The sequence below is a fragment of the Aquitalea magnusonii genome, from assembly GCF_002217795.2.
Taxonomy (GTDB): Bacteria; Pseudomonadota; Gammaproteobacteria; order Burkholderiales; family Chromobacteriaceae; genus Aquitalea; species Aquitalea magnusonii_B.
This window is the reverse complement of record NZ_AP018823.1, coordinates 4,749,013-4,763,125: the sequence shown is the minus strand read 5'-3', so window position 1 is coordinate 4,763,125 and position 14,113 is coordinate 4,749,013. Positions and strand designations below refer to the sequence as shown.

Below are 14,113 nucleotides of genomic sequence, written 5' to 3'. Positions count from 1 at the left end.
CCTGCGGCACAGTTGATCTGCCACAAATGCCTGCTTAGCATTAATATTAGAATAAACTTAATAATTTATATGGAGCAGATCATGGAACAACGCCTCATCCCCCAGCCAGTCCTGGAATATCTCACGCTCTGCCTGCGCCATGCAGTATCCAATGGCCAATACCTGACACCAGAGCTACTGGAAGAAGCCATTGCCGCCTACAGTGTCGATCACCCGCAAGAAAGCATCCAGGTACTGCACTGAATCGCGTCTATCAAAAAAGCGGCCCTGGCCGCTTTTTTCACATCGCCAATAACCGGATTACAGGCGAAAACGCGCCAGCAGCCCCTCCAATTCGTCACCAAGCAGGTGCAGGGTTTCGATCGCCTGGTAGGCTTGCCGCACCGAGGCATCGGACTGCTGCAGCATGTTATGGATGCTTTCAATATGCTGGGCAATTTCCTGACTGGCACTGGACTGCTCGGCGGTGGCTATTGCAATGTCTCCCACCGTCCGTACCACTCGCTGGCTGTTGTCTGTAATGCGTGAGATGGAGGTGGCAGCCATTTCCGCCTGCCGCACGCCACCTTCCACCTGGGTCAGCGCCCCTTCCATGCTGCCGGCAGCCTGCCGGGTATCCTGCTGTATCCGCTGGATCATGCCGCCAATCTCCAGCGTGGCCTGCGCCGTCCGTTCGGCCAGCTTGCGCACCTCATCGGCAACCACGGCAAAGCCACGGCCTTGCTCACCGGCGCGCGCGGCCTCGATGGCGGCGTTCAGGGCCAGCAGATTGGTCTGATCCGCAATATCCCGTATCACGTTGACAATGCTGCTGATCTCGCCAGAACGCTGTTGCAGCCCGGCCATCAGCCCGGCCAGGCCGCGGACGGTATCAGCAATCCCGCCGATTTCGCGCGCGGTGGCATGCACAGTGTCTGCCACCTGTGCTGACATGCCGCCAGCCTCTTGCGCCAGTTGCTCGGCGGACTTGCTGGCATCGGCAATCAGGCTGATGCTAACCGACAATTGCTCAATGCTTGCCGCCGTGGCATTGGCGGCCTCGGACTGGCTGGATGAACTATCCCGTATCTGACCGATATCTTGCGACATGATACGTACCGAGCCGGATACCCCGGCTGCATGACTGCGCACCTCCAGCATCATGTTGCGCAGTGCGCCGGTAAAGCGGTTGAAGGCACTGGCGGCCACACCAATTTCATCATCGCTGGCAATTTCCAGTTGGCGTGTCAGATCTCCCCCGCCTCCTGCCAGAGCGCTCATGGCCTTTTGCAAACGTCCCAGCGGGCGTAGCAGGTAAGAAAGCGTCAATCCCAACAGCAGCACAATAGCCAGCAACACCACTGCGCTGAGCGCAACAGACTGCCACACGGCAGCCCACACCGGGGCCAAGGCTGCAGCGGGAGGAATGCTGATGCCAACAGCCCACGGCTGGGCAACGCCGGCTACCTGCACCGGCAGGATGAAGTGCCACTGCCCGTCCGCTGAAGAGTATTCGGCAGGCCTGCCGCTGGTGATGGCTTGCCGTACCTCAGGCGGCAGCGCTGGATCAGCCTTGCCGATCAGCCCCTGCTCCGGCCCGGCCAGCAGCATCCCCTTGTTGGAATACAGCCGCATGGCACCACTGCCGTAGGGCTTCACGCTGGCCGCCAGCTCGCGCAGATGACCCAGCGCCAGGTCGACACCCGCCACGCCCAGCACCTTGCCATCCTGCTGCAAGGGAATGGCCAGGGTGCCCATCAGTATCTTGATATCGTCATCCACATAGGGCTCGGTCAATACCGGCTTGCCCGAGGTCTTTGGCAAGGCGTAGTAATCATTGCCATCCACGCCTTCGCCCCCCCACACCACATCGGTCTTGCCTGCCTTGCTAAACCAATAAACCCCGCTACGGCCATTCTTGTCATTAAAGGGGGTTCCGGCCAGCTTCTTGTCCTGGCCATCAAAAGCATCCGGGTCCCAAATCACCCAGTAACCGACCGCATCCGGGTTATGCGGTAACTGCGCGCGCGTCATTTCCGAAACCAGTTGCCGGCCATCCACCGCCTGCCGCCGCCGTACCGCCAGCGCGGCTTCCGCCAGGGTTTCCACTGTGTGATAGGAAGACTCCAACAGCCGCTGGACATTGCCAGCCTCCCGTGCAGACAACAGGCGCGCATTGTCGCGCACCTGCTCACGTGCCTGCTGATAATGGGAATAGGCGTTCAGCCCGATCAGCAAGGCAAAGCCCGCCAGTATCAGCAGGCCACTCCCGGCCAGTATCTTGTTTCTAATGGTTGTGAACATGTGAACTCCATCTGCCGCTCGATTATTGTGATGTCGACAGGGACTCTGCCTTGGCAGCCCCGGGCGCGCAGTGGCAGCCGGTTTACTTCCCCTTTGGCCGGCAATGTGACATTGCGGCTGCAGCATTGTGTCAGGAATCCATCAATTTGATCAAATAAAAAGGCATCAAGCTGATTTTAGCCAGAATTGATGCCTTATTTGGTCAAACACATCGCCACAACCATGTGTGGCACCAGTGGAATCAGCTGATACGCTCGATATGGGCGCCTACCGCACCCAGTTTTTTCTCAATGTATTCGTAGCCACGGTCAAGGTGATAGATGCGATCGACAATGGTTTCACCTTGTGCAACCAGCCCCGCCAGCACCAGGCTGGCAGAAGCGCGCAGATCGGTTGCCATCACGGTGGCACCCGACAGTTTCTCCACGCCATGCACCATAGCAGTATTACCTTCCACCTCGATACGCGCACCCATGCGATTGAGTTCCGGCACATGCATGAACCGGTTTTCAAAGATGGTTTCCGTCACTACACCGGCCCCCTCGGCAATGCAGTTGAGCGTCATCAGCTGTGCCTGCATATCAGTGGGGAAAGCCGGATAAGGCAGGGTGCGGAAACTGATGGCCTTGGGACGGCGCTTCATGTCCAGCGAAATCCAGTCATCCCCCGCTTCGACAACCGCACCGGCTTCCACCAGCTTGTCCAGCACGGCCTCCATGCTGCGCGGTGCCGCATTGCGCAGAATCAGATGCCCTTGCGTCATGGCGGCAGCAACCAGGAAAGTACCGGCTTCAATACGGTCAGGCATGATGGAGTATTCACAACCATGCAGCTTGTCCACCCCTTCAATTACCAGGCGGTTGGTACCGATGCCGCTGATACGCGCCCCCATGGCCACCAGGCAGTTGGCCAGATCAGTCACCTCCGGCTCACGGGCGGCGTTTTCCAGAATAGTGGTGCCATCGGCCAGCGCGGCTGCCATCAACAGGTTTTCGGTACCACCAACGGTCACCACATCCATCACGATATGCGCGCCACGCAGGCGTTTGGCTTTGGCCTTTACATAACCGTGCTCGATGACCACCTCAGCCCCCATGGCCACCAGCCCCTTGATGTGCTGATCCACTGGACGGCTGCCAATGGCACAGCCACCGGGCAAGGACACGGTCGCCTCGCCAAAACGCGCCAGGGTGGGGCCCAGCACCAGGATGGAGGCGCGCATGGTCTTCACCAGATCATACGGTGCCACCAGGCTATCCAGGTGGTCTGCGGTGATTTCCATTTCGTGTACATTGTCGGTCATCACCCTTACCCCCATGCCTTGCAGCAGCTTTTGGGTGGTGGAGATATCGCGCAACATGGGCACGTTGGTAAAGCGCATAGTGTCCGCAGTCAGCAAGCTGGTACACAGAATCGGCAGCGCCGCGTTCTTGGCACCGGATACGCGGATTTCGCCATTTAGCGGACCATTGCCGCAGATTCTCAATTTATCCATATCAGCATCAGCCTTGGAGTTTTTCCCATTCGTCCGGCGTCGCGGCCTTGACAATGGAAAGGGCGTGGATTTCGTTGCTGGCCAGACGGGTGGCAATCACTTCCTTCACCAGACGGTGACGGTCGATCAAGCGCTTGCCGGCAAAATCCGGCGACACCACGGTGGCGTAAAAATGATGGCCATCGCCCTCCACTTCGAGGTGGGAGCACTGCAGACCAGCAGCAATGTATTGTTTGACCTGTTCGGCAGAAATCATGTGTACATCCTGAAAAGGGATCCTAATGGCGCAGCTTGTAGCCCGACTTGATCAGCCACAAAGCCAGCCCGGAAAGCAAAATAAAACTGCCTCCGACCACGCCTAGCGACAGCCATGGGCTGACGTCGGCCTGGCCGAAAAAGCCATAACGAAAACCATCAATCATGAAAAACACCGGGTTGCCATGCGACACGGCATACCAGAATGGCGGCAGGCTGTTAATCGAATAGAACACGCCAGAGAGGAAAGTCAGCGGCATGATCAAAAAGTTCTGGAAAGCAGCCAGTTGATCGAATTTTTCTGCCCAGATGCCGGCAATCACCCCCAGCGTACCCAGCACCCCACAGCCCAGAATGCCAAACAACACCACCCACAAGGGGTGGCTTGGCAGCGGCAGGCCAAACCAGGCCGTCACCAGCAACACCCCGGCCCCCACCGCCAGGCCGCGCACAATCGCAGCCAGCATATACGCGGCAAAAAACTCCAGCGCGGTCAGCGGTGGCAACAGCAAGAACACGATATTGCCGGTAATCTTGGACTGAATCAGGCTGGAAGAACTATTGGCAAAGGCATTCTGTGCCATCGACATCATCGCCAGGCCCGGAATCAGAAAAGCGGTATAGCTGACACCTGGATACGCCTCAACATGGCGCGACATCACATGGGAGAAAATCAGCTGGTACATCAGTGCCGTCAATACCGGCGCGGCAACGGTCTGGAAAGCCACCTTCCAGAAGCGTACCAGCTCCTTGCGAAACAAGGTCAGGAAGCCCTGCATCAGGCATGTCCTCCATGCATCATGTTCACAAACACACTCTCCAGATCCACCTCGACCACATTCAGCTCCCGCACCGGTACGCCAGCCTCACGCAAGGTTGCCAACACAGCTTCCAGTTGCCCTATCTCAGCCAGCCGCAATACCACGCGGCCATCCTCTTCTCTCACCTTGCGGGCAGCCAGACTCTCTGGCAGCGGTCCAGCCAGCTTGAACGCAATATCGCGCTCCTTACCGTGCTGCAGCAGCTTATCCTTGTTTTCCAGCGCAACGAGCTTGCCGCGCTTGAGCATGGCAATGCGATTGCACAGCGTTTCCGCTTCTTCCAGATAGTGTGTGGTCAACACGATAGTATGCCCCGCCTCGTTCAACTCCTTGACGAAGGACCACAAGCTCTGGCGCAGCTCGACATCCACACCGGCCGTTGGCTCATCCAGCACCATTACCGGCGGACGATGCACCAAGGCCTGTGCCACCATCACCCGGCGCTTCATCCCGCCAGACAAGGCACGCAGATTGGCATTGGCCTTGTCGGCCAGGCCAAGCTTGAACAGCAACTCATCAATCCAGTCATCGTTACGCGTCAGGCCAAAGTAGCCGGACTGAAAGCGCAAGGTTTCCCGCACCGACAGAAAGGGGTCAAATACCAACTCCTGCGGCACCACCCCAAGACTCATGCGGGCGGCACGAAAATCGCGCACCACATCATGTCCCATGATACGGATGCTGCCACTGTCAGGACGCGACAAGCCCGCCATGGCAGAAATCAATGTCGTCTTGCCCGCCCCATTGGGACCAAGCAGGGCAAAGAATTCACCCGGCTCAACACTAATGCTGACATCGTCCAAGGCCTGCAAACTGCCATAGCGCTTACTCACCGCTTTTATTTCGATCGCCGAGGGCATGTGCTTATCAAATGCATGGGAAAAAGAGTGCGATTATACCGCCGCCCAAGCGGGCAAGGGAATTGTTGCGCCGGGATGCGATCTAGCAGCATCGCTTCAATTTAGGCACCAGCGGCCAACACAGGGCGCCAGCGCCATCTCGCTGCGCCTAGTACAGGCACTGCAGGCAACAGCAATCACCATTCAATGACAAATGCTTGACTATCGACTGTTGTTTTTAAAGCACAAAAATGACAAGGCGCACGGGAGAGACTGATATGCCAAGCAGCACAAAAACCAACAAGACTCGGCAGTAAAAACGGATAGTTCAGACCAAGCTGCTGCCCGCGCCACAAAGCACAAAGCCCAGCTCGATTGAGCTGGGCTTCTGTAAGGGGAGTCTGGCAGTGTCCTACTTTCACATGGCGAATGCCACACTATCATCGGCGCTAAGGCGTTTCACGGTCCTGTTCGGGATGGGAAGGCGTGGGACCACCTCGCTATGGCCACCAGACATAAACTGTCAACAAACTTGAAGAAGCTTTGTCATCCAGACTTCGTCTGAATCACTGAATTAATTAGGTATCTTATCTTGGATCTTTGATCGCGTCGCACATTCACTATCCATCCGGTCTCGGTTTCCCAAGCCACTCAAATGATAGGATCAAGCCTCACGAGCAATTAGTATCGGTTAGCTTAACGCCTCACAGCGCTTCCACACCCGACCTATCAACGTCCTGGTCTCGAACGACTCTTCAGGAGGGTCTAGCCCTCAGGGAAGTCTCATCTTCAGGCGAGTTTCGCGCTTAGATGCTTTCAGCGCTTATCTCTTCCGAACTTAGCTACCCGGCAATGCCACTGGCGTGACAACCGGTACACCAGAGGTTCGTCCACTCCGGTCCTCTCGTACTAGGAGCAGCCCCCGTCAAACTTCCAACGCCCACTGCAGATAGGGACCAAACTGTCTCACGACGTTTTGAACCCAGCTCACGTACCACTTTAAATGGCGAACAGCCATACCCTTGGGACCGGCTACAGCCCCAGGATGTGATGAGCCGACATCGAGGTGCCAAACACCGCCGTCGATGTGAACTCTTGGGCGGTATCAGCCTGTTATCCCCGGAGTACCTTTTATCCGTTGAGCGATGGCCCTTCCATTCAGAACCACCGGATCACTATGTCCTGCTTTCGCACCTGCTCGACTTGTCGGTCTCGCAGTTAAGCTACCTTTTGCCATTGCACTATCAGCACGATTTCCGACCGTACCTAGGTAACCTTCGAACTCCTCCGTTACACTTTGGGAGGAGACCGCCCCAGTCAAACTGCCTACCATGCACTGTCCCCGATCCGGATAACGGACCAAGGTTAGAACCTCAAAGGGGTCAGGGTGGTATTTCAAGGTCGGCTCCACAGGAACTAGCGTCCCTGCTTCAAAGCCTCCCACCTATCCTACACAAACCACTTCAAAGTCCAATGCAAAGCTACAGTAAAGGTTCACGGGGTCTTTCCGTCTAGCAGCGGGGAGATTGCATCTTCACAAACACTTCAACTTCGCTGAGTCTCAGGAGGAGACAGTGTGGCCATCGTTACGCCATTCGTGCGGGTCGGAACTTACCCGACAAGGAATTTCGCTACCTTAGGACCGTTATAGTTACGGCCGCCGTTTACTGGGGCTTCGATCAAGAGCTTGCACCCCATCACTTAACCTTCCAGCACCGGGCAGGCGTCACACCGTATACGTCCACTTTCGTGTTGGCACAGTGCTGTGTTTTTGATAAACAGTCGCAGCCACCGATTCTCTGCGACCTGTCGTAGCTCCCACCGCAGGGTGTTCACCACAACAGGCATACCTTCTCCCGAAGTTACGGTATCAATTTGCCGAGTTCCTTCTCCTGAGTTCTCTCAAGCGCCTTAGAATTCTCATCCTGCCCACCTGTGTCGGTTTGCGGTACGGTTCTTGTGTAGCTGAAGCTTAGTGGCTTTTCCTGGAAGCGTGGTATCAGTCACTTCAGGTCCGTAGACCCTCGTTATCACTTCTCGGCGTTAAAGAAGGGCGGATTTGCCTACCCTTCACGCCTACCGGCTTGAACGACCTATTCCAACAGGCCGCTGACCTAACCTTCTCCGTCCCCACATCGCACTACACAAAAGTACGGGAATTTTAACCCGTTTCCCATCGACTACGCTTTTCAGCCTCGCCTTAGGGGCCGACTCACCCTACGCCGATGAACGTTGCGTAGGAAACCTTGGGCTTTCGGCGAGCGGGCTTTTCACCCGCTTTATCGCTACTCATGTCAGCATTCGCACTTCTGATATCTCCAGCATCCCTTACGAGACACCTTCACAGACCTACAGAACGCTCCCCTACCATCTGCACTTACGTGCAAATCCGCAGCTTCGGTTATCAGTTTGAGCCCCGTTACATCTTCCGCGCAGGACGACTCGACCAGTGAGCTATTACGCTTTCTTTAAATGATGGCTGCTTCTAAGCCAACATCCTGGCTGTCTGGGCCTTCCCACTTCGTTTACCACTTAACTGATCATTTGGGACCTTAGCTGGCGGTCTGGGTTGTTTCCCTCTTGACGATGGACGTTAGCACCCACCGTCTGTCTCCCATGCTCGCACTTTCCGGTATTCAGAGTTTGCCATGGTTTGGTAAATCGCAATGACCCCCTAGCCATAACAGTGCTTTACCCCCGGAAGTGATACATGAGGCACTACCTAAATAGTTTTCGGGGAGAACCAGCTATCTCCGAGTTTGTTTAGCCTTTCACCCCTATCCACAGCTCATCCCCTAGTTTTGCAACACTAGTGGGTTCGGACCTCCAGTGCGTGTTACCGCACCTTCATCCTGGCCATGGATAGATCACTCGGTTTCGGGTCTACGCCCAGCAACTAAAGCGCCCTATTCGGACTCGGTTTCCCTACGCCTCCCCTATGCGGTTAAGCTTGCTACTGAACGTAAGTCGCTGACCCATTATACAAAAGGTACGCAGTCACCCCTTGCGAGGCTCCCACTGTTTGTATGCATCCGGTTTCAGGTTCTATTTCACTCCCCTCCCGGGGTTCTTTTCGCCTTTCCCTCACGGTACTGGTTCACTATCGGTCGATCACGAGTATTTAGCCTTGGAGGATGGTCCCCCCATCTTCAGACAGGATTTCGCGTGTCCCGCCCTACTTTTCGTATGCTCAGTACCAAGAATGAAATTTCGTGTACGGGGCTATCACCCACTATGGCGGACATTTCCAGGTCCTTCCACTATCTCAATCTCTATCACATACAGGCTATTCCGCGTTCGCTCGCCACTACTGACGGAATCTCGGTTGATTTCTTTTCCTCGAGTTACTTAGATGTTTCAGTTCACTCGGTTCGCTTCCACAGACCTATGTATTCAGTCTGGGATACCCTTGCGGGTGGGTTTCCCCATTCGGATATCGCGGGATCAAAGCTCTATTGCCAGCTCCCCCGCGCTTTTCGCAGGCTTACACGTCCTTCATCGCCTGTGATCGCCAAGGCATCCACCAGATGCACTTAGTCGCTTGACCCTATCATTTCAGTAACCTGAGTTACCAATCCGACAGGATTGTGTTTGTGCGACATGTCACACCGCCCCTTTTGTGATGGCGACATGACATTAGATACAATCAAATTCCCAAGATGACGATTTGTCCTGCATGCAGAGTTAACTTCATGCATTTCATTTCGCCGTCTAATTAATTCGGCTTCTTCAGTTTGTTAAAGATCGGGCGTTCGACCTTGCGGTCAATTCAACGCAAACAAAAAGATACCCGGAAACAACGTTTCCAGATGCGTTTTTGTTTGAGTTGAGGTGGTGGAGGATGACGGGATCGAACCGACGACCCCCTGCTTGCAAAGCAGGTGCTCTCCCAACTGAGCTAATCCCCCAAACTGGTGGGTCTGGAAGGACTCGAACCTTCGACCCCTGCGTTATCAACACAGTGCTCTAACCAGCTGAGCTACAAACCCAGTCAAACCCTTAAAATCTCGAATAACCGATAGGCTGTGAATACTTGACGATCGCCTTCTCTAGAAAGGAGGTGATCCAGCCGCAGGTTCCCCTACGGCTACCTTGTTACGACTTCACCCCAGTCATGAATCCCACCGTGGTAAGCGGCCTCCTTACGGTTAGCCTACCCACTTCTGGTGAAACTCACTCCCATGGTGTGACGGGCGGTGTGTACAAGACCCGGGAACGTATTCACCGCAGCATGCTGATCTGCGATTACTAGCGATTCCGACTTCACGCACTCGAGTTGCAGAGTGCGATCCGGACTACGATCGGTTTTATGAGATTGGCTCCACCTCGCGGCTTGGCTACCCTCTGTACCGACCATTGTATGACGTGTGAAGCCCTGGTCATAAGGGCCATGAGGACTTGACGTCATCCCCACCTTCCTCCGGTTTGTCACCGGCAGTCCCATTAGAGTGCTCAACTAAATGGTAGCAACTAATGGCAAGGGTTGCGCTCGTTGCGGGACTTAACCCAACATCTCACGACACGAGCTGACGACAGCCATGCAGCACCTGTGTTACAGCTCCCTTTCGGGCACCAATCCATCTCTGGAAAGTTCTGTACATGTCAAGACCAGGTAAGGTTTTTCGCGTTGCATCGAATTAATCCACATCATCCACCGCTTGTGCGGGTCCCCGTCAATTCCTTTGAGTTTTAACCTTGCGGCCGTACTCCCCAGGCGGTCAACTTCTCGCGTTAGCTACGCTACCAAGGATTCAAACCCCCAACAGCTAGTTGACATCGTTTAGGGCGTGGACTACCAGGGTATCTAATCCTGTTTGCTCCCCACGCTTTCGTGCATGAGCGTCAGTGTCATCCCAGGGGGCTGCCTTCGCCATCGGTATTCCTCCGCATCTCTACGCATTTCACTGCTACACGCGGAATTCTACCCCCCTCTGACGCACTCTAGCTGTGCAGTCTCCAATGCAGTTCCCAGGTTAAGCCCGGGGCTTTCACATCAGACTTACACAACCGCCTGCGCACGCTTTACGCCCAGTAATTCCGATTAACGCTTGCACCCTACGTATTACCGCGGCTGCTGGCACGTAGTTAGCCGGTGCTTATTCTTCAGGTACTGTCATCCCCCAGCGATATTAGCGCTAGGAATTTCCTCCCTGACAAAAGTCCTTTACAACCCGAAGGCCTTCTTCAGACACGCGGCATGGCTGGATCAGGCTTGCGCCCATTGTCCAAAATTCCCCACTGCTGCCTCCCGTAGGAGTCTGGGCCGTGTCTCAGTCCCAGTGTGGCGGATCATCCTCTCAGACCCGCTACTGATCGATGCCTTGGTGAGCCTTTACCTCACCAACTAGCTAATCAGACGTCGGCCGCTCAAATAGCGCAAGGTCTTGCGATCCCCTGCTTTCCTTCTCAAAGCGTATGCGGTATTAGCTATCCTTTCGGATAGTTATCCCCCACTACTCGGCACGTTCCGACGCATTACTCACCCGTTCGCCACTCGTCAGCGGAGCAAGCTCCCTGTTACCGTTCGACTTGCATGTGTAAAGCATGCCGCCAGCGTTCAATCTGAGCCAGGATCAAACTCTTCAGTTCAATCTCATAGCAAATTTTCTGGCACGCAAGATCAAAGAAAATAACAAGTATTTCTTGTCTTGCAGTGCAAGTATTTGGCTTTCGCCAAGCACTCACACCTATCGGTTATTCTGTTTTTTAAAGAGCGGTGCAGGTCGCTGCGTTTCGTTTCCGTCGCTGCGTTGTCTGCTGAGGAGGCGAACTATACCGCCCTGCCCCACCCTCGTCAACACTTTGTGCGAAGAAATCTGCAGGATTTGCCAGCAATAAATGCAAGTCATTGATTTTAAATAAACCGGAAAATGGTGCACTGGCAGGTAACTGGCGCGCGCAGTGGATGTCTTGGACTTTGCTCATGATAATAGCCGCTTCCTAACCTTGCCCTGGCCACCCTAATGTCTGCTCCCACCTGGATTTTTGATCTCGACGATACCCTGCATCAGGCTAGCCTGGGGATCTTTGCCCATATCAGTCGCATGATGAACCTATATATGGAGCGGCATCTGGACATGTCAGCAGAGGAAGCTCGACAACTGCGGCTACATTACTGGCATCGTTATGGCGCAACCCTGCAGGGACTGATGCGCCACCACGACGTGGATGCCGGTCATTTCCTGCAGGAGACACACTTACTGGATGAGCTGTATCGCTGGCTGGTATGGGAGCCGTCACTGACAGCTACCCTGCGCGCACTGCCTGGCCGCAAGATTGTGCTATCCAACGGCCCGCAACACTATATAGAAGGGCTGCTGCATAAAATGGATGTCCACCGCCAGTTTGCAGCCTGCTATGGCATGGAGAAAATGCGCTTCCGTCCAAAGCCGGACCGGCGTGGCTTTCGCTGCATGTTGCAGGCGGAGCGGCTTGATCCGGCACACTGCATCATGGTGGAGGATTCTTTGCCCAATCTGTATGCCGCCAAATCACTGGGCATGCGTACGGTGTGGATCAGCCGCCAATGCCGCAAACCCGCTTTTGTCGATGTGCGGGTCAACAAGCTGAGTCAGTTGCTGCGGCAACGCTGGTAAGCATCACCGCGACCTCCCCTGCCGATTTACCAGCGGCCTTCAAAGAAGAAGCGGCGATAGCGCTCCACCCATGGTGTGATGTGGTGGCCATTGTCCTCCAGCCACTGCGCGTTGTAGTAGCTGTTGAGGTAGCGGTTGCCATCATCGCAAATCAGCGTGACGACCGAGCCATGCCGCCCGTTGCGCACCATGTCGCTGACCAGCTCACACACGCCGAACAGATTGGTGCCGGTGGAGCCGCCGCACTTGCGGCCCATTACCTCTTCCAGAAAATGGATGGCTGCGTAGCTGGCCACATTGGGCACGCGGACGACCTTGTCGATGACGGTGGGGATGAAGGATGGCTCAACACGCGGGCGACCGATGCCTTCCACGCCGGAGCCGCCTTCGCAGCGGCAGTCGCTGTCGCCGCTATAGTAGCTATCGTAAAACACCGAGTTTTCCGGGTCGACAACGCAGATTTGTGTCGACAGTTTCTGGTAGCGCACATAGCGGCCAAAGGTAGCCGATGTGCCACCGGTTCCCGCGCCGCAGACAATCCACTCCGGCACCGGATTCGGCTCCAGCTCCATCTGTTTGAAGATGGTGTCGGCAATATTATTGTTACCCCGCCAGTCGGTAGCGCGTTCGGCATAGGTGAATTGGTCCATGTAGTGACCCTTCAGCTCCTGCGCCAAACGTCGGGACTCTTCATAGATGGTCGCCGGGTCATCCACCAGGTGACAGCGTCCGCCATAAAATTCGATGGAACGGATTTTTTCAGCCGAAGTACCACGCGGCATCACCGCGATGAAGGGCAAACCTAGCAAACGGGCGAAATAGGCTTCGGACACCGCGGTGCTGCCACTGGAAGCCTCAATAATGGTGGTGTTGTAGCGAATCCAGCCATTGCACAGGCCATACAGGAATAGCGAACGCGCCAGGCGATGCTTCAGGCTGCCGGTCGGGTGGGTGGATTCATCCTTGAAGTACAACTGGATTTGCGGCAACGCCGGGATCTGTAGCGGTATTAGGTGGGTGTCACTGGAACGATTGAAGTCCGCCTCAATTTTGCGGATGGCAGTACTAGCCCAATTGCCCATTTTTATCTCCTGAATGCATAAATTTAGAATACATTATTCTATTGCATGGAAATAAAAAAGCGCCTCCAAATGGAGGCGCTTTCTTGCGGCAAGACAAATTGCTTAGAATTTGGTGCCGATACCAATACCGTATACCCACGGATTGATCTTCAGGGTGCCAATGTCTTGGCCACCAAGACGAGCCTTGGTTTTGATGTCGATCTTTTTTACGTCGAAGTTCAGGAACAGGTTTTTGCTGATGGCAACGTCAGCACCAACCTGAGCGGCCAAGCCCCAGCTGTTCTGATCGATGTCAACATCCTGACCAAGAGCACGCAGCCCATTGCTATAGAAACGGGTGTAGTTCACACCAACACCAACATACGGACGGAAGGTGGCTTCCGGAGTGAAGTGGTACTGCAGAGTCAAAGTCGGCGGCAGGACCGAAACCTTGCCCAAAGAACCCAGATCACTCCTCAATTCGTGGCGGGAAGTACCCAAAATCAATTCAGCACCGATATTGTTGGTGATCATGTAAGTGAAATCCAGTTCTGGCACGGTATCGGACTTCACATCGGTATGGATAGCGGACAGCGTCTTATCAGCACTAACATCGGGATTCACATTGATCACGCGGAAACGCGCGATGATGTCGCCTTGAGCGGCGAAGGCGCTAGCGGAAATCAGACCGATGGCCGCAGCCAGAGCAAGCTTTTTCATTTGTATTCTCCAAGAGTGTAGGCAAGTTCACGGTCTTGGGCTT

General features: G+C 55.0%; 9 protein-coding genes, 2 tRNA genes and 3 rRNA genes. 2 read left to right on the top strand and 12 right to left on the bottom strand.

All coding sequences use genetic code 11. The features are described 5' to 3' along the window. The first annotated feature begins 81 nt into the window (after positions 1 to 81). Positions 82 to 243 (top strand): hypothetical protein, encoded by a 162-nt coding sequence (locus DLM_RS23475; protein ID WP_167467194.1) that lies wholly within the window; start codon positions 82 to 84, stop codon positions 241 to 243. Positions 244 to 300: 57 nt separating this feature from the next. Here the strand turns inward: DLM_RS23475 and DLM_RS22490 are convergent, their stop codons facing one another. The 10 genes from DLM_RS22490 to DLM_RS22445 form a co-directional block, all read right to left on the bottom strand. Further along, positions 301 to 2,283 carry a methyl-accepting chemotaxis protein gene (locus tag DLM_RS22490; RefSeq protein WP_167467193.1) on the bottom strand — a complete coding sequence of 661 codons (1,983 nt, stop codon included), beginning with the start codon at positions 2,281 to 2,283 and terminating at the stop codon, positions 301 to 303. Between the two features lie 241 nt (positions 2,284 to 2,524). Then, entirely contained in the window at positions 2,525 to 3,778 is a 1,254-nt protein-coding gene (gene murA, locus DLM_RS22485) for a UDP-N-acetylglucosamine 1-carboxyvinyltransferase (RefSeq protein ID WP_089083850.1), read from the bottom strand. Positions 3,779 to 3,785: 7 nt separating this feature from the next. Further along, a complete protein-coding gene (locus tag DLM_RS22480; protein WP_089083851.1) occupies positions 3,786 to 4,034 on the bottom strand; it encodes a BolA family protein in 249 nt (82 codons plus the stop codon). Between the two features lie 22 nt (positions 4,035 to 4,056). Next, entirely contained in the window at positions 4,057 to 4,812 is a 756-nt protein-coding gene (locus tag DLM_RS22475; protein ID WP_089083852.1) for an ABC transporter permease, read from the bottom strand. Next, the gene (locus tag DLM_RS22470; protein ID WP_089083853.1) at positions 4,812 to 5,714 is read right to left on the bottom strand and encodes an ABC transporter ATP-binding protein; all 903 of its coding nucleotides are present in this window, start codon (positions 5,712 to 5,714) and stop codon (positions 4,812 to 4,814) included. Before DLM_RS22470 ends, DLM_RS22475 begins: the two co-directional genes overlap by 1 nt. A gap of 378 nt (positions 5,715 to 6,092) precedes the next feature. Next, a 5S ribosomal RNA gene (gene rrf / locus DLM_RS22465) occupies positions 6,093 to 6,207 on the bottom strand. A gap of 146 nt (positions 6,208 to 6,353) precedes the next feature. Continuing rightward, a 23S ribosomal RNA gene (locus tag DLM_RS22460) occupies positions 6,354 to 9,240 on the bottom strand. A 285-nt stretch (positions 9,241 to 9,525) separates the two neighbouring features. Then, a tRNA-Ala gene (locus DLM_RS22455) sits at positions 9,526 to 9,601 on the bottom strand. A gap of 4 nt (positions 9,602 to 9,605) precedes the next feature. After that, positions 9,606 to 9,682 (bottom strand) — tRNA-Ile (locus tag DLM_RS22450). A gap of 64 nt (positions 9,683 to 9,746) precedes the next feature. Then, positions 9,747 to 11,282: ribosomal RNA gene (locus DLM_RS22445) — 16S ribosomal RNA — on the bottom strand. The 16S, 23S and 5S rRNA genes sit together here with 2 tRNA genes alongside, the layout of an rRNA operon. Before the next feature lie 374 nt (positions 11,283 to 11,656). Here DLM_RS22445 and DLM_RS22440 point away from each other — a divergent pair. After that, positions 11,657 to 12,289: a pyrimidine 5'-nucleotidase gene (locus tag DLM_RS22440; RefSeq protein WP_089083734.1), complete on the top strand. Its 633-nt coding sequence runs from the start codon at positions 11,657 to 11,659 to the stop codon at positions 12,287 to 12,289. 26 nt (positions 12,290 to 12,315) lie between these two features. On the opposite strand, the gene DLM_RS22435 is transcribed toward DLM_RS22440, so the two are convergent. Together DLM_RS22435 and DLM_RS22430 are read right to left on the bottom strand one after the other, a co-directional pair. Next, a complete protein-coding gene (locus DLM_RS22435; protein ID WP_089083733.1) occupies positions 12,316 to 13,371 on the bottom strand; it encodes a PLP-dependent cysteine synthase family protein in 1,056 nt (351 codons plus the stop codon). A gap of 102 nt (positions 13,372 to 13,473) precedes the next feature. Next, entirely contained in the window at positions 13,474 to 14,070 is a 597-nt protein-coding gene (locus tag DLM_RS22430; protein WP_089083732.1) for an OmpW/AlkL family protein, read from the bottom strand. Positions 14,071 to 14,113: the final 43 nt, after the last annotated feature.